This is a genomic window from Falsiroseomonas stagni DSM 19981 (assembly GCF_900114315.1).
Classification (GTDB): Bacteria; Pseudomonadota; Alphaproteobacteria; order Acetobacterales; family Acetobacteraceae; genus Falsiroseomonas; species Falsiroseomonas stagni.
Window position 1 is genome coordinate 11,682 of sequence record NZ_FOSQ01000006.1, and the last position, 17,452, is coordinate 29,133.

The 17,452-nt window shown below is 70.9% G+C and carries 17 protein-coding genes; 9 read left to right on the top strand and 8 right to left on the bottom strand.

Annotated features, from left to right (window positions below):
- Positions 1-4 precede the first annotated feature (4 nt).
- The 6 genes from BM041_RS15915 to BM041_RS15940 are packed head-to-tail and all read right to left on the bottom strand — an operon-like array spanning position 5 to position 5,091.
- Positions 5-1,357, bottom strand: a complete 1,353-nt coding sequence (locus BM041_RS15915) for an NAD(P)/FAD-dependent oxidoreductase (protein WP_092960880.1) — start codon at positions 1,355-1,357, stop codon at positions 5-7.
- Positions 1,354-1,629, bottom strand: coding sequence for a (2Fe-2S)-binding protein (locus BM041_RS15920; protein ID WP_092960881.1), 276 nt, complete (start codon positions 1,627-1,629; stop codon positions 1,354-1,356). Before BM041_RS15920 ends, BM041_RS15915 begins: the two co-directional genes overlap by 4 nt.
- The gene (locus BM041_RS15925) at positions 1,626-2,300 is read right to left on the bottom strand and encodes an SDR family NAD(P)-dependent oxidoreductase (RefSeq protein WP_245762120.1); all 675 of its coding nucleotides are present in this window, start codon (positions 2,298-2,300) and stop codon (positions 1,626-1,628) included. Before BM041_RS15925 ends, BM041_RS15920 begins: the two co-directional genes overlap by 4 nt.
- 13 nt (positions 2,301-2,313) lie before the next feature.
- A complete protein-coding gene (locus tag BM041_RS15930) occupies positions 2,314-3,351 on the bottom strand; it encodes an ABC transporter ATP-binding protein (protein WP_245762121.1) in 1,038 nt (345 codons plus the stop codon).
- A gap of 7 nt (positions 3,352-3,358) precedes the next feature.
- On the bottom strand, positions 3,359-4,366 hold the full coding sequence (locus BM041_RS15935; RefSeq protein ID WP_092960883.1) for a Gfo/Idh/MocA family protein: 1,008 nt from the start codon (positions 4,364-4,366) through the stop codon (positions 3,359-3,361).
- Positions 4,363-5,091, bottom strand: a complete 729-nt coding sequence (locus tag BM041_RS15940; protein WP_092960884.1) for an enoyl-CoA hydratase/isomerase family protein — start codon at positions 5,089-5,091, stop codon at positions 4,363-4,365. Before BM041_RS15940 ends, BM041_RS15935 begins: the two co-directional genes overlap by 4 nt.
- A 64-nt stretch (positions 5,092-5,155) precedes the next feature.
- Between BM041_RS15940 and BM041_RS15945 the strand changes: the two genes are divergently transcribed.
- From BM041_RS15945 to BM041_RS15970, 6 genes are all read left to right on the top strand, one after another.
- Positions 5,156-6,694: an acyl CoA:acetate/3-ketoacid CoA transferase gene (locus tag BM041_RS15945; protein ID WP_092961174.1), complete on the top strand. Its 1,539-nt coding sequence runs from the start codon at positions 5,156-5,158 to the stop codon at positions 6,692-6,694.
- Positions 6,691-7,128, top strand: a complete 438-nt coding sequence (locus BM041_RS15950) for a MaoC/PaaZ C-terminal domain-containing protein (RefSeq protein ID WP_092960885.1) — start codon at positions 6,691-6,693, stop codon at positions 7,126-7,128. Before BM041_RS15945 ends, BM041_RS15950 begins: the two co-directional genes overlap by 4 nt.
- An 89-nt stretch (positions 7,129-7,217) precedes the next feature.
- Positions 7,218-8,216 (top strand): TRAP transporter substrate-binding protein, encoded by a 999-nt coding sequence (locus tag BM041_RS15955; RefSeq protein ID WP_092960886.1) that lies wholly within the window; start codon positions 7,218-7,220, stop codon positions 8,214-8,216.
- A 70-nt stretch (positions 8,217-8,286) separates the two neighbouring features.
- Positions 8,287-8,805 (top strand): TRAP transporter small permease, encoded by a 519-nt coding sequence (locus BM041_RS15960; protein WP_092960887.1) that lies wholly within the window; start codon positions 8,287-8,289, stop codon positions 8,803-8,805.
- Entirely contained in the window at positions 8,802-10,121 is a 1,320-nt protein-coding gene (locus BM041_RS15965; RefSeq protein WP_092960888.1) for a TRAP transporter large permease, read from the top strand. Before BM041_RS15960 ends, BM041_RS15965 begins: the two co-directional genes overlap by 4 nt.
- 75 nt (positions 10,122-10,196) lie before the next feature.
- Positions 10,197-11,954 (top strand): ABC transporter transmembrane domain-containing protein, encoded by a 1,758-nt coding sequence (locus tag BM041_RS15970; RefSeq protein ID WP_092960889.1) that lies wholly within the window; start codon positions 10,197-10,199, stop codon positions 11,952-11,954.
- 6 nt (positions 11,955-11,960) lie between these two features.
- On the opposite strand, the gene cysK is transcribed toward BM041_RS15970, so the two are convergent.
- On the bottom strand, positions 11,961-12,959 hold the full coding sequence (cysK, locus tag BM041_RS15975; protein WP_092961175.1) for a cysteine synthase A: 999 nt from the start codon (positions 12,957-12,959) through the stop codon (positions 11,961-11,963).
- 138 nt (positions 12,960-13,097) lie between these two features.
- Between cysK and BM041_RS15980 the strand changes: the two genes are divergently transcribed.
- From BM041_RS15980 to BM041_RS15990, 3 genes are all read left to right on the top strand, one after another.
- Positions 13,098-13,550, top strand: coding sequence for an RrF2 family transcriptional regulator (locus BM041_RS15980; protein ID WP_092960890.1), 453 nt, complete (start codon positions 13,098-13,100; stop codon positions 13,548-13,550).
- Between the two features lie 99 nt (positions 13,551-13,649).
- The gene (locus tag BM041_RS15985; protein WP_175533967.1) at positions 13,650-14,630 is read left to right on the top strand and encodes a TRAP transporter substrate-binding protein; all 981 of its coding nucleotides are present in this window, start codon (positions 13,650-13,652) and stop codon (positions 14,628-14,630) included.
- 16 nt (positions 14,631-14,646) lie between these two features.
- The gene (locus tag BM041_RS15990) at positions 14,647-16,623 is read left to right on the top strand and encodes a methyl-accepting chemotaxis protein (protein WP_092960892.1); all 1,977 of its coding nucleotides are present in this window, start codon (positions 14,647-14,649) and stop codon (positions 16,621-16,623) included.
- Between the two features lie 12 nt (positions 16,624-16,635).
- Here the strand turns inward: BM041_RS15990 and cobA are convergent, their stop codons facing one another.
- Positions 16,636-17,442, bottom strand: coding sequence for a uroporphyrinogen-III C-methyltransferase (gene cobA, locus BM041_RS15995; RefSeq protein ID WP_092960893.1), 807 nt, complete (start codon positions 17,440-17,442; stop codon positions 16,636-16,638).
- Positions 17,443-17,452 lie beyond the last annotated feature (10 nt).

Below are 17,452 nucleotides of genomic sequence, written 5' to 3' on the forward strand. Positions count from 1 at the left end.
CGACCTACTGAACGGGTATGGGTTTGACGGGCGGCTGGCCGCGCAGGCGGCCGACCTGATCGACCTTCACGCCCAGCGCATCGGCCAGGACCTCGGCAGCCGGCGGGCCGCAGAGGCGGCCCTGGCAGCGGCCCATGCCGACGCGGGAGAAGGCCTTGGCGCGGTTCATCTCCGGCGCATCCGCCGCGGCGGCGGCGCGGAGTTCGCCGGCGCTGATCACCTCGCACCGGCAGACCGACACCTCATCCGCCATCTTCGCCGCCAACTTGGCGGGATAGGGGAAGGCGCGGTCCAGCGCGGCGCGGAAGCGGGCTTCGGTGCGCAGCCGCGTGTCCAGGTGGACCGTCAGCGCGGCGTCGCTGGGCAGGTGGTTGTCGGCCAGCAAAGCGAGGGCCGCGCGGGCGCCGGCGAGTTCAGCGACCTCCGCGCCGCCGATCCCGGCGCCGTCACCGGCCAGGAAGAGGCCGGGCACGGCCGTGCGGCCGGCGGAATCGCGGCGGGGCACCCAGTTCTGCTGCTTCGTGTCGTAGTCGAAGGGCACGCCGGCCAGGTCGGCCAGCTGGCTTTCGGGCTTCAGGCCCCAGCCCAGCGCCACGGCATCGCAGGGGGTGACATGTTCCTTCCAGCCGGTGTCGCGCCAGCGCACGGCGGTGACGGCGCTGTCGCCCTCGATCGCGATGGGGGTCGCATCCTCGACGTATTGGACGCCGGACAGGCGCAGGCGGAAATCCATCATCACGCCGCGCAGGAAGGTGGGCGTGTTCCAGAGCAGGCCGGAGGTTTCCCAGAACTTCTGCAGGAAATGGGTGGTGTCCAGCACCAGGGCAGGCTTCGCGCCGGCCTTGATGTATTGCAGCGCGGTCAGGATCAGCAGCGGGCCGCTGCCGATGAGGACGGGCGACACGCCGATCCCCACGCCCTGGGATTTGAGGGCCACCTGCGCGCCGCCCAGCGTGGTGACGCCGGGCATGGTCCAGCCGGGAAAGGGCACCACGCGGTCCACCGCGCCGGTGCAGAGGATGAGGGCGTCGTAGCTGACCTCCCCCTGTTCGCTGCCGCCGGTCAGGGTCTGGAGGGTGCGGGTTTCCGGGCGGATGTTCCAGACCAGCGTGTCCGGGCGCCAATCCGTGCGCGGCTTCATCGCATCGAGCGTCGCGTGGAGGCGCTTCGCGCGGCCCGCATCCGCCCCGTAGAGGGCGGCGGCATCCCGCGTGAAGCCGGCGGGGGGCCGCTGGGTGACGCGGCCGCCGCCATCCGGCGCCTCGTCGATCCAGATCGGGCGGAGGCCCGACCGGACAAGCTGTTCAACCGCACGGATGCCAGCGGGGCCGGCACCAACCACCACCACAGTCTTCATCGACGGATCACCTTCATTCCAGGTTTCGCCAATGTGGTGCAGGCGCGGCGGATTCCAGAGCCCTCCACCAGAACCCAGCAATCCTGGCAGGCGCCCATCCAGCAGAAGCCGGCCCGGCCGCCATCCCCGAATTCGCTGGTCCGGACATAAGTGAGCCCGCCGGCGAGCATCGCTGTCAGCAGGGTATCCCCCTGTTTTCCAACGATTTCGAGCCCATCCACGGTGAAGGAAAGCGCGGGCCGGTCCTGGTCCACCAGGCGGGTGACGGTCATGCCAGCGCCTCGAAACGGCAATTAACCTTAATCTCCCCGACAGTTGCGGAGTTCGGCAGGCGCAGCACCGTCTCCACCAGCACGGCCACATCCTCCGGCCGGCTCATCGCTTCGCGGGGCCATTTGGCGCGGGCGGTCATGTCGGTGGCGACGAAGCCCGGGCAGATTGCGGTGGCGCGGATGCCGTGTTCCCAGCCGAGGCGCCGGACCTCCTGCGTCAGCGCCACCACGGCGAATTTGCTCATGGCGTAGCCGAGGTTCTCGTTGGCCACGCGCTTGCCGGAGAGGGAGGCGAGGTTGACCACCCTGCCCTGCCCGCCGGCCACCAGATGCGGCCAGGCGGCGCGGATCAGGCGCATGGGGCCCTTCACATTCACGCGCCATTGCTGGTCGATGGGGGTCTCATCCTCATCCAGCAGGCGGCCCATGGGGTTGATGCCGGCGGCGTTCACCACGGCGTCGATCCGGCCGAAGCGGGCCATGGTGGCGGCCACCCAGGCCTCCGAGGCGCCATCCTTCTCCGCATCCCAGGGGTGGAGCATCAGGTCGGGGCCGGCGGCGAGCTTCGAGGCGCTGCCGCGGATGCCGGCGGAGACGAGCCAGCCGGAGCCGTGCAGGCGGCGCAGGATCTCCCGCCCGATGCCGCGGGTGGCACCGGTGATCAGGACCACCCTCCCGACAGGATCAAGCACTGGCGAAGACCCTTCCTGTGGCGACGTGGCAGCGGGCGGCGTGGCCGGGCTCGGTCTCGGCCAGGACCTGTTCCTGCTCGCAGCCCGCGCGCTTCTGCGGGCAGCGGGCGGCGAAGCGGCAGCCGGCGGGCATGGAATCCAGCGGCGGCACGCGGCCGGGAATGGCGGACAGCGCCTGGCCGGCGGCATCGAGGCGCGGGATCGCCGAGAACAAGGCGCGGGTATAGGGGTGCTGGGGGTTGGCGAAGATGGCCTCGACCGGGCCCTGCTCCACGATCTCCCCGGCATACATGACGGCGACGCGGTCCGCGATCTGCGCGACGACGCCGAGGTTGTGGGTGATGAACACCACCGCCATGCCGTATCGCGCGCGAAGGTCCGCAAGCAGGCCGAGCACCTGGGCCTGGATCGTGACGTCCAGCGCCGTGGTCGGTTCATCCGCCAGCAGGACCGCGGGTTCGCAGGCCAGCGCGATGGCGATCATCACGCGCTGGCGCATGCCGCCGGAGAACTGGTGCGGGTATTCCGACAGGCGGGTGGCGGCGGAGGGGATCTTCACCTCCTCGAACAACTCCCGCGCCCGGGCGAGCGCCGCACGGCGATCCATGCCGCGATGCAGGCGAAGCGCCTCCGCCACCTGGTCGCCGACGGTCATGACCGGGTTCAGGCTGGTCATCGGTTCCTGGAAGATCATCGCCATGCGGTTGCCGCGCACGGATTCCAGCTGCTTTTCCGACAGGCCCGCGATGTCCTGGCCATCCAGCACGATGCGGCCGGCGGCGACGCGGCCATAGGGCGGCTGGACCAGGCCCATGACGGAGAGCGCCGTGACGGATTTGCCGCAGCCGCTTTCGCCGACCAGGGCCAGCGTCTCGTTCCTGTTCAGCGTCAGCGACAGGTCCCGCACGGCGGGGTGCCACTGGCCGCCGATGCGGAATTCGGTGCGGAGGCCGATCAGCTGCAAGGCGGGGAGTTCGAGGGCGGGCTTGTCCATCACGGCCACGTTGCGCCAGCGACGGGCCGGCTTCAAGCGGGGGCTACAGCGTGACGAAGCTTCCGTCCTTCGCACTGCGGAGAATGGCCTCGATCGTCCGCTGAGCGAAAAGGCCGGAGGCACCGCTGTTGCTGGGTGGACGTTTTTCCGCGATCGCCGCCAGGACCTCCGCGATCATGGAACGGTGGGGGCCGTGGTCGAAGGCCATGGGGTCCGCCCCGCCGCCGCCGGCCATGCCCCGGTCCAGGGTTTCGACGGGCTGGCCCTTGAGGTGGAGTTCCAGGCGCTCGGCGACCAGCACGGCGCTGCCGCTGGTGCCCGCGATCTCGATCCGTTCGGGGAAGCCGGGCTCCGCCACCGTCGTCGCGTCCAGCACGCCGATGGCGCCATTGGCGAAGTGGAGGGTGGCCGCCGCGATGTCCTCCGTATCGATGGACCGCAGCGGGCTGGTGACGGCGAGGGCCGCCAGGCGGTCCACGGGGCCGGCGAGGTGCAGCAGCAGATCGAGCGTGTGGATGGACTGCGTGAGCAGCACGCCGCCGCCATCGCGCGCCTTCATTCCCCTTCCGGGTTGGGCGAAATAGGCGGCGTCCCGCCACCAGCGGATGGAGGCGGAGCAGGAGAGAAGCTTCCCCAATGCGCCGGAATCGATCACCTGCTTCAGGCGCAGCGAGGCCGGGCGGAAGCGGTGCTGGAACACCACCGCGAGCGTGATGCCGCCGGCGGCATCCAGCATCCGCTGGGCGCGTTCCGCGGTGATCTCCAGCGGCTTTTCAACCAGCACATGCCGCCCCGCGGCCGCGGCGGCCTGGATCAGCGGCAGGTGGGTGCCGGGGGGTGTCAGCACCAGCAGCAGGTCGCTGGCGGCGATGACGCCATCCAGCGTGTCGAAGACCGGCACCGACCAGCGGGCGGCGAAGGCCGCGCGGCGATCGGCACTCGGGGAGAAGCCGCCGGCGATGCGGGCCTGGCCCGCCGCCTCCAGGTCCTTGAGCGCCAGCATGTGGGGCTGGGAGGCCATGCCGAGGCCGATGATGCCGATGCCGATCATGGGGCGGTCCCTTCACGCAATGCCGCGAGGCAGAGGACGTTGAGTTCGTTCTCATAGGCGAGGCCGGCGGTGAGCGGGGCCTCGAAGGATTGGCGCACCGCGGCCTTCACGGCCTGGGTGGCGACGGGGGGGAAGGACGCGATCCTTTCGCACAGCGCGCGGGCCGCGGCCGGCAGCGCATCCTCCGCGACGATCTGTTCGACCAGGCGCAGGCGCTGGGCTTCCTCCGCATCGATGGTGTCGCCGGTCAGCAGCAGGCGCAGGGCCTGGCCCTGGCCGATGAGGCGGGGGAGGAGCTGGCTCGCGCCGCCGCCGCCGACCCAGCCGCGCGTCACCTCCGGGAAGCCGATGCGGGTGGAGGGGGCGGCCAGGCGGATATCGGCGGCAAGTGCGAGTTCGAAGCCGCCGCCCAGCGCCCAGCCCTTCAGCGCGGCGATGACGGGCTTGCGGATGGAGCGCACGGCGCCGGGATAGTCCGGGCGGTGGCGGAAATCCCAGGCGGTCGGAAACGCCTCGATCGCCTTGAGGTCCATGCCGGCGCAGAAGGCGCGGGGGCCGGCACCTTCCAGCAGCACGGCGCGAATCGTGTCATCGGCGTTGATCGTGTGGGCATGGGCGGCCAACTGGTCGGCCATCGCGTTGGTGATGGCGTTGTGCTTGGCGGGGCGGTCGAGCGTCAGCAGCGCGACGGCGCCATCCCTGGCCAGCGTGACCTGCCCGTCCATGCGTTTCCATCCCCGTTGGTTGGGGGATAGGGTAGCCGCAAATGAACCGGAGGGAATGGGCGGGATGCGCAGGGTCTCGGCCGCGCAGGCGGCTTCGCTGGTGCGGGATGGCGACACGCTGCTGATCGGCGGGTCGGGCGGCGGCCATGCGGTGCCGGATGCGCTGCTGGCGGCACTCGGGCAGCGCTTCCGGGATGAGGCATCGCCGCGCGGGATCACGGCGCTGCATCCCGTGGGGGTGGGCGATGGCGGCCATCGGGGCATGGGGCATCTGGCGCAGAAGGGGCTGCTGCGGCGCAACATCGCGGGCAGCTTCGTCAACAGCCCGCCCGTGGGGCGCATGGCCCTGGACAACGAGATCGAGGCCTGGTCCCTGCCGCAGGGCGCACTCTCCCAGTTGATGCGGGAGATGGCGGCGGGGCGGATGGGGCTGTTCACGAAGACCGGGCTGCACACCTTCGTCGATCCGCGCCTGCAGGGCGGACGGCAGAGCGCCTGCGCCCGGGAAGACCTGGTGACGCTGGAGATCGTGCGGGGCGAGGAGATGCTGTTCTTCAAGCCCTATCACATCGACATCGCCTTCCTGCGCGGCACCACGGCGGATGAGGATGGCAACGTCTCCATGGAGCAGGAGGCGGTGACGCTGGAGATGCTGAGCGAGGCGCAGGCGACGAAGCGCTGCGGCGGTATCGTGGTGGTGCAGGTGAAGCGGATGGCGGCGCGGGGCACGCTGCACCCGAAGATGGTGAAGATCCCCGGCATCCTGGTGGATCTGGTGGTGGTGGAGCCCGCGCAGGAACAGACCTTCCTGGTGCCCTATTCCACCGCCTATTCGGGCGAACTCCGCATCCCGCTCGACGACATTCCCGTGCTGAAGCAGGACGCCCGGAAAGTGGTGGCCCGGCGCGGGGCGCTGGAATTGTTCCCCCGCGCCATCTGCAACCTCGGCTCCGGCATCTTCACCGGCATCGCCAATGTGGCGGCGGAGGAAGGGTGCCTGGACGCCATCTGCCTGACCAACGAGCAGGGCAATGTCGGCGGCGCGCCGGCGAGCGGGGGGGATGCCGGGGCGGCGATGAACCCGGATGCGCAGCTCGACCAGCCCTACCAGTTCGACTTCTACGATGGCGGGGGGCTCGATCTGGCCTTCCTGTCCTTCGCGGAATTCGACGCGGCGGGGAATGTCAACGTCTCCCGCTTCGGGGACAAGCTGATCGGGCCGGGCGGCTTCATCAACATCAGCCAGAACGCCAAGCGCGTGGTGTTCGGTGGCACGCTGACGGCCGGGGGGAAACCCAAGGCGGTGGCGCAGGTGGAACAGATCACCTTCTCCGGCGCCTATGCCCGCAGCCGGGGGCAGCCGGTGCTCTATGTGACGGAGGCGGCGGTGTTCCGGCTGGGCGATTCGGGGCCGGAACTGGTGGAGATCGCGCCGGGGCTGACCGTGGAGGCGGTGGCCGGGCGGATGGGCTTCCGGCCCGCGGTGGCGGCCGATCTGCGGGCGATGGATGCGCGGCTGTTCGACCCGGCGCGGATGGGGCTGGCGGCAGAGATCGCGGGCAAGGCCGGCAAGCCCGCCAATCCCCGGCTGGCGGCGCTGTGAAGCTCGGCATCGAGCCGGGGGCGGAGGAGCGTTTCAGCAAGACGGTGACGGAGCGCGACCTGCTGCTGACGGCGGAGATCACCGGGGACCATGACCCGCTGCATGTGGACGAGGCCTATGCCGCCCGCACCGCCTATGGACAGCGGATCGCCCATGGGGCGCTGGTGCTGGGGCTGCTGTCCTCCACCGCGTCCCGCATCGCGCAGCGCGCCATCGCGGCGGGGGCGGAGGGGGTGCCGGTCTCGATCGGCTATGACCGCGTGCGATTCCTGGCGCCGGTCTTCGTGGGCGATACGCTGACCGCGCATTACATCGTGGAGAGCACGGACAGCACCAGGGGGCGGAGCGAAGCGGCCTGCGAGGTCGTGAAGGCCGATGGAACACGCTGCCTGGTGGCGCGGCACATCCTCAAATGGGTGGCGGAATCCCGGTAACTAGGCGGTTCCCAAGCGGGGCGGGACCGCGCTAGCCTCTCCGCCGGAGCCGGGCGCATGACCCGGCCGCACCAATGGGGAGAAAGTTCATGGAACGTCGCGCCTTGCTCGGCGGCATCGCCGCTGCCTCCGGCCTGCTGGCCGCGCCCAACGTCGTCATCGCCCAGGCCCCGGTCACGCTGAACGGCGCCAGCCAGTTCAATGACGACCACGTCTTCAACCGCTGCATGACGCGGTTCGAGGAGCTGGTGAAGCAGTATTACGGGCGGCCGATCAACTTCGTCATGCACAAGAACAGCTCCCTGGGGCTGGAGAAGCAGTTCTTCGAATACATGTCGGCCGGCCGCGCGGTGGACTACGCCATCGTCAGCCCCGCGCACATGTCGACCTTCAGCCGCGCGGCGCCCTTCATCGACGCGCCCTTCCTGTTCCGCGACCTCGCGCATTGGAACACGGTGCTGGACCAGGATCTGTTCAAGCCGGTGGCGGATGAGGTGGCGCGGCGCGCGCGGGTGGAGCTGATCGGCTATGCCGGCGGCGGCATCCGCAACATCTTCTCCTCCCGCCCCGCGCGCAACATGGCGGAGCTGCGCGGGCTTCGCGTGCGCGTCCAGGGCGCGCCGATCTGGAGCCGCACCTTCCAGGCGATCGGCATGGCGCCTCAGGTCATCGCCTATAACGAGGTCTACAACGCCATCCAGAACAACGTCATCGAGGCCGGCGAGAACGAGGCCGCGGGTGTCGAGCAGATGCGGTTCTTCGAGGTGGGGCCGAACCTGCTGATGACGCAGCACGCCATCACCATCCGCCCGCTCTGCTTCTCCTCCCAGACGCTCGCGCGGCTGCCGCGGGAGTTGCAGGAGGCGATCCGGCGCGCGGGTCGCGAAGCCGGCGTCTTCGGCCGCCAGACCGAGAGCAGCGAGGATGAGCAGAAGGTGGCGGCGCTGGAAGCCGCCGGCCGGCTGCGGCGCATCCCCTTCACCGAGCGCGCGCAGATGAACGCGGCCGTGCTGCCGGTGATGGCCGCCTATGCGCGGGAAATCGATGCCGAGGGCATCCAGTCCCGTATCAACGCCATCACCTCGTGAGTTGAGGGGCGGGGTGGCGCGCGCCACCCCGCCCCCCGCCCTGCCCCGCCCGATTGCAAGGAATCATCGCATGGCGCCGCAATCCGGCGTTCGTGGCGCACTTCGCCGCTTCAACGAACTCTATGCCCGTTTCCTGGAATGGCTGCTGGTCTTCTCGGTCGCCAGCATCATCCCGCCTGTCACGCTGCAGATCTTCGCGCGCTTCACCGAACTGCTGCCGCGCTACATCTGGACGGAGGAAGCAAGCCGCTTCCTGCTGGTCTGGACCGTGATGATCGGCGCCATGGTCGCGATCCGGGAGGGCACGCATTTCAACGTGGACCTCTTCCCGAACCTGAAGGGCCGCGGCAAGGCGGCGGCGGATCTGGTGGCGGGCTTCTTCATCGTGGTCTTCGCCCTGGTCTTCGTCTGGTGGGGCTGGGAATTCGTGGACAGCGCCTGGTTCCGCATCAGCGAGTTGGCGGAACTCCCGCTCTGGACCATCTACATCGCCTGGCCCGTCGCGGGCCTCAGCTTCCTGATCTTCATGGCCGAGCGCATCTGGGATGACCTGGCGGTGCTGACCGGTGCCGAGGAACCGCGCGCATGATGGCCTCCACCCTCACGGCCGGGCAGGCCGCGGCGTTCCTGTTCGGCGGGTTCTTCGGACTGCTGTTCCTGCGCGTGCCCGTCGCCGTCGCACTCGGTCTTTCGTGCCTGCCGCTGCTGCTGCTGGAAGACCGCCTCTGGCCCATGATCCTAGTGCAGGAGACCTTCAACGGCTTCAACAGCTTCATCCTGATCGCGGTACCCTTCTTCCTGCTGGCCGCCAACCTGATGAACATCGGCGGGATCACGGACCGCCTGGTGCGATTCTCCCGCGCCATCGTCGGCCACATGCCGGGCAGCCTGGCGCAGATCAATGTCGTGCTCTCGATCTTCTTCGCGGGCATCTCCGGCAGTTCCACCGCCGACGCGGCCAGCCAGTCCAAGATCTTCATCGATGCGCAGCGGCGGGAGGGCTACGATGACAGCTTCTCCGTCGCCATCACCGCCGTCTCCGCAGTGCTCGCCGTCATCATCCCGCCGTCGATCCTGATGATCGTCTGGGGCGGGGTGCTGACGGTGTCGATCGGCGGGCTGTTCCTGGCGGGCGTGCTGCCGGGGCTGCTGATCGGCGTGGCGCAGATGGCAACCGTGCATGTCTACGCCAAGATCCGGAACTACCCGACCTATACGCGGGCGACGCTGCGCGAATTCTTCGCCGCCTTCATCGTGGCGGTGCCGGCACTGATGACGCCCTTCATCATCATCGGCGGCAAGATCTTCGGCTGGTTCACGGCGACGGAAGCCGCCTGCATCGCGGTGCTCTATGCCGGCGCGCTGTCCATCTTCGTCTACCGGGAGATGGACATGAAGGGCCTGCGGACGGCCTTCATGGATACGGGCAAGCTGTCGGGCATCACGCTGTTCTGCGTGGGCACCGCCTCCGCCTTCGGCTGGCTGCTGGCCTACTACAAGATTCCGGAAGCCATGCTGTCCGGCGTCATCGCCTGGGACATGGGGCCTGTGGCGACGGGCTTCTTCATCGCGGGCGTGTTCCTGATCGTGGGGTGCTTCCTGGATGCGATCCCGGCGATCATCATCGTCGGCACCATCCTGCAGCCCATGGCGGAACATGCGGGGCTGCACCCCATCCACTTCGCGATGATCTCCATCGTGTCGCTGGCCTTCGGGCTGGTGACACCGCCCTATGGGCTGTGCCTGATGATCGCCTGTTCGGTGGCGGGCATCCGGATCACGGATGCGCTGAAGGACACGATGATCATGCTGGTGCCGATGCTGGCGGTGCTGGCGACGCTGATCATGTGGCCGGACATGGCGCTGCTGCTGCCGCGGCTGATCGAGCCTGACTTCCTGAAGTAGATCTCCCCTCACCCAACCCTCTCCCCGCTGGGGAGAGGGCTTTTCGAGTGAAGGGGGAGGCGCCACCTTGGGGGGGTGAACCCGAATCCCACCCGCGCGCCGATCGCCTCGCTGCGCCTGCTGCTGCCGCAGCTTCGCCCGTACCTGCCGCGCGCCATCGGCGCCGGCGTCGCGCTGCTGCTGGCCGCGGCCATGACTCTGGCCATCGGCCAGGGGCTGAAGGGGCTGATCGACAACGGCTTCAGCGGGGGCGCTGAGGGGCTGAACGGCGCCGCGCTGGCCATGGGGGGCATCGTCGCCGTGCTCGCGGTGGCGACATCGGCCCGGTACTACCTGGTGTCATGGCTGGGGGAGCGGGTGGCGGCGGATCTGCGGCGCAGGGTCTTCGACCATGTGCTGTCCCTGTCCCCCGCCTTCTTCGAGACGGCGCGCACCGGCGACATCCTGTCCCGCATGACGGCGGATGTGGGGCTGCTGCAATCGCTGATCGGCTCCGCCATCTCCATGGGGTTGCGCAACGCGCTGACGGGGCTGGGGGCGCTGGCGATGCTGGTGGCGACCAGCGCGAAGCTCGCCGGCATCATGCTGGTGGTGCTGCCGCTGGTGGTGGCGCCGCTGGTGCTGTTCGGGCGGCGGGAACGCAGGCTGTCCAGGACCGCGCAGGAACGGGTGGCCGACCTGGCGGCGACGGCGGAGGAAGCGCTGAACGGGCTGCGGATCGTGCAGGCCTTCACGCATGAACCGCAGGACCGCAAGCGCTTCGGGGAGGAGGTGGAACGGTCCGTGGGCGCGGCGCTGCGCCGCATCGCGTCCCGCACCGCGCTGATCCTGGCGGTCATCCTGTTCGGCTTCGGCGCCATCACCTTCAGCCTCTGGGTCGGCGGGCAGGATGTGGTGGCGGGGCGGATGACCGGGGGCGAATTATCCGCCTTCGTCTTCTACGCGGTCCTGCTGGCCAGTTCGGGCGCGACGATGAGCGAGCTGTGGGGGGAGATCCAACGCGCGGCGGCGGCCGCGGACCGGCTGCTGGAAATCCTGGCGGCGAAGCCCGCCATCGCCGCGCCCGCCCATCCGGTGGCGCTGCCCGTGCCGGCGGCCGGGCGGCTGGCCTTCGAGGAGGTGGGCTTCCGCTACCCGACGCGGCCGGACACGGCGGCGCTGGACGGATTCTCGCTGATTGTGGAGCCGGGGGAGACGGTGGCGCTGGTGGGGCCATCGGGCGCCGGCAAGACGACGGTCTTTCAGTTGCTGCTGCGCTTCTATGACCCGCAGGCCGGGCGCGTGATGGTCGATGGCGTCGATGTCGCACAGGCCGATCCGGCGGCGCTGCGGGCGCGGATCGGAATCGTGCCGCAGGATCCGGCGATCTTCTCGGCCTCCGTCGCGGAGAATATCCGCTACGGGCGGCCCGACGCGACCGATGCCGAGGTGCGCGCGGCGGCGGAGGCGGCGGCGGCGGACGGGTTCATCGCAAGGCTGCCTCAGGGCTACGACACGCATCTCGGCGCGCGGGGCGTCACGCTGTCCGGCGGGCAGCGCCAGCGGATCGCGATCGCGCGCGCCATCCTGCGCGATGCGCCGATCCTGCTGCTGGATGAGGCGACGAGCGCGCTGGATGCGGAAAGCGAGCAGGCGGTGCAGCAGGCGCTGGAGGCGCTTTCCCGCGGCCGCACCACGCTGGTGGTGGCGCATCGCCTGGCCACCGTGCGCAACGCCGACCGCATCGTGGTGATGGAAGCCGGGCGCATCGTGGCGATGGGCACGCATGAGGCGCTGGTGCGGGAGGGCGGCCTCTATGCCCGGCTAGCCGCCTTGCAGTTCGGCGAGGGGTGAGCGCCCTCAGATTCCCTCGAACAGCCTGGTGCTGAGGTAGCGTTCCGCAAAGCTCGCGGCGACGCCGACGACCAGGCGCCCCTTCATCGCGGGGTTGCGCGCCACCTCCAGCGCCGCGTGCAGCACGGCGCCGGAGGAGATGCCGATGGGCAGCCCCTCCTCTCGCGCGCAGGCGCGGGCGGCGGCCAGGGCCTCGCGCTCCGACACGCGCATGACCGCGTCGAGCTTTTCCAGTTCGAGGACGGAGGGGCGGAAGCCGGCGCCGATGCCCTGGATGTCGTGCGGGCCCGGTTCCTCACCGGACAGGACCGCCGATTCGGCGGGTTCCACGCCGATGATGCGGAGTGTGGCGCGGCGCGGCTTCAGGGCGCGGGCGATGCCGGTCAGCGTGCCGCCGGTGCCGACGCCGGCGATGATGGCATCGACCTCTCCGCCGGTGTCGGCCCAGATCTCCTCGGCCGTCGTCGCCTCATGCACCGCGGGGTTGGCGGGGTTGTCAAACTGCTTCGGCATCCAGGCGCCGGGGGTGGCGGCGATGATCTGCTCCGCCCGCTGGATGGCGCCGGCCATGCCGCGGCGGGCCGGGGTGAGTTCCAGCTCCGCCCCCATCAGCTTCATCATCTTGCGGCGTTCGATGCTGGCGCCGTCGGGCATGACGACGATCAGGCGGTAGCCCTTGGCGGCGGCGACGAAGGCCAGCGCGATGCCGGTATTGCCGGAGGTCGGCTCCACCAGGGTGGAACGGCCGGGGGCGATCAGGCCCTCGCGCTCCGCCGCCTCCACCATCGCCAGGCCGATGCGGTCCTTGACCGAGCCAAGCGGGTTGAAGAATTCAAGCTTGAGGGCGAGCTGCGCGGCCAGCCCCTCCTTCGCCTCCAGCCGCGGCAGGCGGACGAGCGGGGTGTTGCCCACGATCTCCAGCACGCTGCCATAGACCCGGCCATGGCCGGGCGAAGCGACGGAACGGGGCGCGGGGGGGGATTTCCGGCTGGAACGGTCGGGCATGCGGGGAAGCCTTCGGCTGCGCGCGGCGTTGACGCGGCTGTTCTGGCCCGGCCCGCGGGTGCTGTCCATGCCGGGGCTGGTAAATCACGCGGCAAAGCCGTAGATAGCATCCTCTCCACCCCGCGGGATTCGAGAAAAATGCTGCTCCGCCAGGACCGTGTCATGACCGCCATCGCCGTAATGCTGGATGTGGGATTCCACGCCGGGCGCGGGGGAGAGGTAACGGGCGGCGCCGAGGTGGCGGAGCGCATGGGCGCGGCGCGCCGGGGCATCGAGCCCGTCTTCCAGGCGCTGTCGCGGACCGGGCTGCTGGACAGCGTGCGCGGGCCGCGCGGCGGCTACCGGCTGGGGCGGCGGCCGCGCGACATCAAGCTGATCGAGATCATCAGCGCAGTGACGGAGGAGCCGGAAGCGATGCCGGGCGACCTGACCGGCAAGCTGCAGGTGGCGGTGGTGGCCCCGTTGTGGCGGGAGATGGAGGACGGGCTGCGGGAACGCTTCGCCGGGCTGACGCTCGACGACCTGCTGAAGCGCGCCCAGGCCGCCGGGCTGAAGCGGCCGGCGACGGAGCCGCTGAACTTCGCGATCTGAGCGTCTCCGCTGCCGGCGCCCTGGGTCGACGCGCCCGCGCTTAAGCCGATGCTAGGGAAGTCACGGCATCTTCCGGCTGCTCAACCGGAGGAGACTCTCATGCGCTTGTCCCGTCGTGCCGCGTTCGGCGCCGCCACCATGCTCTTCGCTGTGCCCCGCGTGGCCCGGGCGCAGAGCCGGCGCTTCCGGCTTGGGCACAACAACTCCACCGATTCGGTGCTGCACGCCGCGGCCATGGGCTTCGATGCCGCGCTGAAGGCCGCGAGCGACGGGCGCTACGGGCTGGAGATCGTGCCCAATTCGGCGCTGGGCAGCGAGGCGGAGATGCTGAAGGCGGTGACGGAGGGGACGCTCGACATGACGATCGCGCCGGTCGGCACCACGGCGGCGCTGGTCAGGGAAGTCGGGCTGCTGGAGACACCCTACCTGTTCCGGGATGCGGCGCAGGCGCGCACCGCGCTGGATGGGGCGCTCGGCCAGCACTGTTCCGCGCTGCTGCGGGACAAGGGACTGGTCGTGGGCGCCTGGGGCGAGGTCGGCTTCCGCCACATCACCGCCAACCGACCGATCCGCGACCCGTCGGCCTTGCGGGGCCTGCGGATCCGCGTGCCGCTGTCGGAGGCGATCATGGAAAGCTTCCGCGCCATGGGGGCGGCGGCGGAGGCCCTGCCCTTCCCGCAATTGCCCGAGGCGCTGCGCACCGGGCGGTTCGAGGCGCAGGAGAATCCCGTCAACATCATCGTCGCGGCGCAGTTGCAGCGCTTCCAGTCGCACCTGTCGCTCACCGGCCATGTCTACACGCCTGCCGCCATGGCGGTGTCGAACGAGGTGCTGGAGGAGGTGCCCGCGGCAGACCGGGCGCTGATCCTGGCGGCGATGCCGGCCGGCGCGGTTGCGTCCCGCCAGCTGGCCGACCGGATGGAAAGCGCGGGGCTGGACCAGTTGCGGGCATCGGGCATGACGGTGGTGACGGATGTCGACGGCGCCGCGATGCGCGCGGCCACCGCCCCGGCGCGGGAGCGGCTGTCCGCCGTCTTCGGGGCCGATTCGGTGCGGCGGATGACCGGCCTGGTCTCCTGAGCGGCACGACGGGACCATGGCAATGCGCCTCGATCCCCGGTCCATCCGGTTCAAGCTGCTGGGCGGCTTCCTGGCCGTCGTCGCGGCTTTCGGCCTGGCGACGAGCCTCGCACTGGTGAAGGCGGAACGGCTGCGGGTGGCAAACGAAGGGCGCGACGCCGCCTTTGCCACGCTGGGCAGCACGGCGTCGGCGGCCCGGGCGGTGGCGGATGCGCGCCAGCGGCTGGCCGCCTACCAGGCCAGCGACGCGGCCGCCGAACGCGATGCGATGCTGGCGCAACTCGACGCCCTGGCGGGACATCTGGCGGCGATCCCGGGGACAGGCAGCCTCGGTTCGGTGCCGCAGGCGGGCCGCGCGTTGGCGGACGCGCAGGCGGAGCGTGCCGCCGCCGCGGGCGCCCTGGCCGGGGCGAGCGGCGCGCTCGGCAGCCCGGTCGCGACCCTGGCGGACATCGCGGGACGCAGCGGCGACGCCGGCATGGTCGGCCAGGCCATGCGGCTGCAGGCGAGCTACGCCGTCATCCTGGGGGCGACGGGCCGCTACGCCGGCGGCGAGGAACGGCGGGACGCGGCCCTTGCCTCGGAGGAGGCCGGGCGGCTGCGGGCCATCGCGCAGGAAATCGCCGGCAACAGCCTGCTGACGGCCCGCGCGCTGCGGATGACGCAATCCGTCATCACCGCGGGCGACGCCATCCTGCAGGCGCAGGCACGGCTGGAAGCCGCGATCACAGCGCGGCAGGCCCGCGCCGGGGCGCTGGAGGCTCTGCTGGGCCAGGCATCCGCCATGGTGAACGAAGCGGGCGGGACGGCGGAGCGCCGCTTCGCCGCCATGGCCGCCGATGCGGCGGCGGCGGCGCAGGCGCAGCGCGTGACGCTGTTGGTCGGCACGGCGGTGGCGACAGCGCTGGGGCTCGCGCTTGCCGTGCTGATCGGGCGGGCGACGACGCAGCCGATCCTGGCGCTTGGCCAGCGCATGGACGGCATGGCGGCTGGTGCGCTGGATGCCCCCGTGCCGGGCGGCGAACGGCACGACGAGATCGGCGCCATGGCACGCTCCGCCGAGACATTCCGCGCCGGCCTGCTGCGCGCCCGCGCGCTGGAGGCGGAGGCGGAGGAGGCGCGGCAGGCGGCCGAAGCCGTGCGGCTGGCGTCGCAGCGGGAGTTGGCGGAGCGCGTGGAGGCGCAGCTCGGCGCGGTGGTGAAGGGCCTCGGCCAGTCCGCGGGGGTGCTGGATGGGTCCATCGCCAGCCTGTCCGGCAACGCGGATGAGACGGCCAGCCGCGCGAACGCCGTTGCCCGTGGGGCGGAGGAGGCGACGGTCAATGTGCAGACCGTGGCGGCGGCGACCGAGGAACTGGCGGGCTCCGTGCAGGAGATCAGTCGGCAGGTGGCGCGCGCCGCGGAGGTCAGCCGCCAGGCCGTGATGGAAGCGGGCGCGGCGAATGGCCGGATGACGGGGCTGGCGGAGGCCGCCGGGCGGATCGGCGATGTGCTGAAGCTGATCGGCGACATCGCAGGCCAGACGAACCTGCTGGCGCTGAACGCGACCATCGAAGCCGCGCGCGCCGGCGATGCGGGCAAGGGCTTCGCCGTGGTGGCGTCCGAGGTGAAGGCCCTGGCCGGGCAGACCGCGCGGGCGACCGAGGAGATCGGCCAGCAGATCGCCGACATCCAGGGCGCGACGCGAGAGGCGGTGGAGGCTATTCGCGGCATCGCCGGCGTGATCGAGCAGGTAGACCAGATCGCCGCCACGATCGCCGCCGCCGTTGAACAGCAGGGCGCGGCAACGCGGGAGATCGCGCGCAACGTGGCGGAGACGGCGGTCGGGACGCAGGAGGTATCGTCCAACATCGCCCATGTCAGCGCCGGCGTGGATGCCAACAGCCAGGCGCTGCGCACGCTGCGCGACGCCACCGGCCAGGTGACGCGCCAGGGCGATGCGCTCCGCGAATCGCTGGACGGGCTGCTGAGAGGGCTGCGCGCGGCGGCCTGACGCGGCCGTGCGCTATAGCGCGACCCGGCGCGGCACCGCGGCCGCCCGGGGCGCGCCCAGGGCGAGGGAGGCAACCTCCCCGATCACGACCAGGGCCGGCGTCGGCAGGTTGGCCCGGCGGGCATCGAGGGTGCAGGTGCCGAGCGTGGTGTGCAGCACCTGCTGGTCCGGCGTCGTCGCCTGGGCGATGACGGCGACCGGCGTCGCGGGAGAGCGGCCACCGGCGAGCAGTTGCAGCGCGATCTCATCCAGCCGCGACAGCGCCATGAAGGCGGCGATGGTGCCGCCGAGCCGGGCGAGCACCTGCCAATCCACCGCGCCGGGCAGGTTGCCACCCTCATCATGGCCGGTGACGAAGGTGACGGCGCTGGCGACGCCGCGATGCGTGAGTGGGATGCCGGCGGCGGCGGGGGCGGCGGTGCCCGCGGTAACGCCGGGCACCACCTTCCAGGGAATGCCGGCCTCGTCCAGCGCCTGCGCCTCCTCCCCACCCCGCCCGAAGACGAAGGGATCGCCGCCCTTGAGGCGGATGACGCGGAGGCCCGCGCGCGCGCCGGCGACAAGGCGGGCATTGATCCGGGCCTGGCTGACGGGGGCCGCGCCCTTGCGCTTGCCGACCGCCACGATCTCCGCCCCCGGGCGGATGAGGCGGAGAACGGCGCGGCCCGGCAGGGCATCGTGCAACACCAGGTCGGCGCGCTTCAGCGCTTCCGCAGCACGGAGCGTGAGGAGCCCGGGATCGCCCGGACCAGCGCCGATCAGCCAGACCTCGCCCGGCAGGGGACCATGCGCAGGGCCGAGGGCTGAATGCTTATTCACGAAATACCAT

Bases quoted from the DNA above. Each gene is read 5' to 3' on its own strand.
- BM041_RS15915 (WP_092960880.1), bottom strand. From the start codon at position 1,357: ATGAAGACTGTGGTGGTGGTTGGTGCCGGCCCCGCTGGCATCCGTGCG.
- BM041_RS15920 (WP_092960881.1), bottom strand. From the start codon at position 1,629: ATGACCGTCACCCGCCTGGTGGACCAGGACCGGCCCGCGCTTTCCTTC.
- BM041_RS15935 (WP_092960883.1), bottom strand. From the start codon at position 4,366: ATGATCGGCATCGGCATCATCGGCCTCGGCATGGCCTCCCAGCCCCAC.
- BM041_RS15940 (WP_092960884.1), bottom strand. From the start codon at position 5,091: ATGGACGGGCAGGTCACGCTGGCCAGGGATGGCGCCGTCGCGCTGCTG.
- BM041_RS15945 (WP_092961174.1), top strand. From the start codon at position 5,156: ATGCGCAGGGTCTCGGCCGCGCAGGCGGCTTCGCTGGTGCGGGATGGC.
- BM041_RS15955 (WP_092960886.1), top strand. From the start codon at position 7,218: ATGGAACGTCGCGCCTTGCTCGGCGGCATCGCCGCTGCCTCCGGCCTG.
- BM041_RS15960 (WP_092960887.1), top strand. From the start codon at position 8,287: ATGGCGCCGCAATCCGGCGTTCGTGGCGCACTTCGCCGCTTCAACGAA.
- BM041_RS15965 (WP_092960888.1), top strand. From the start codon at position 8,802: ATGATGGCCTCCACCCTCACGGCCGGGCAGGCCGCGGCGTTCCTGTTC.
- cysK (WP_092961175.1), bottom strand. From the start codon at position 12,959: ATGCCCGACCGTTCCAGCCGGAAATCCCCCCCCGCGCCCCGTTCCGTC.
- BM041_RS15980 (WP_092960890.1), top strand. From the start codon at position 13,098: ATGCTGCTCCGCCAGGACCGTGTCATGACCGCCATCGCCGTAATGCTG.
- BM041_RS15985 (WP_175533967.1), top strand. From the start codon at position 13,650: ATGCGCTTGTCCCGTCGTGCCGCGTTCGGCGCCGCCACCATGCTCTTC.
- BM041_RS15990 (WP_092960892.1), top strand. From the start codon at position 14,647: ATGGCAATGCGCCTCGATCCCCGGTCCATCCGGTTCAAGCTGCTGGGC.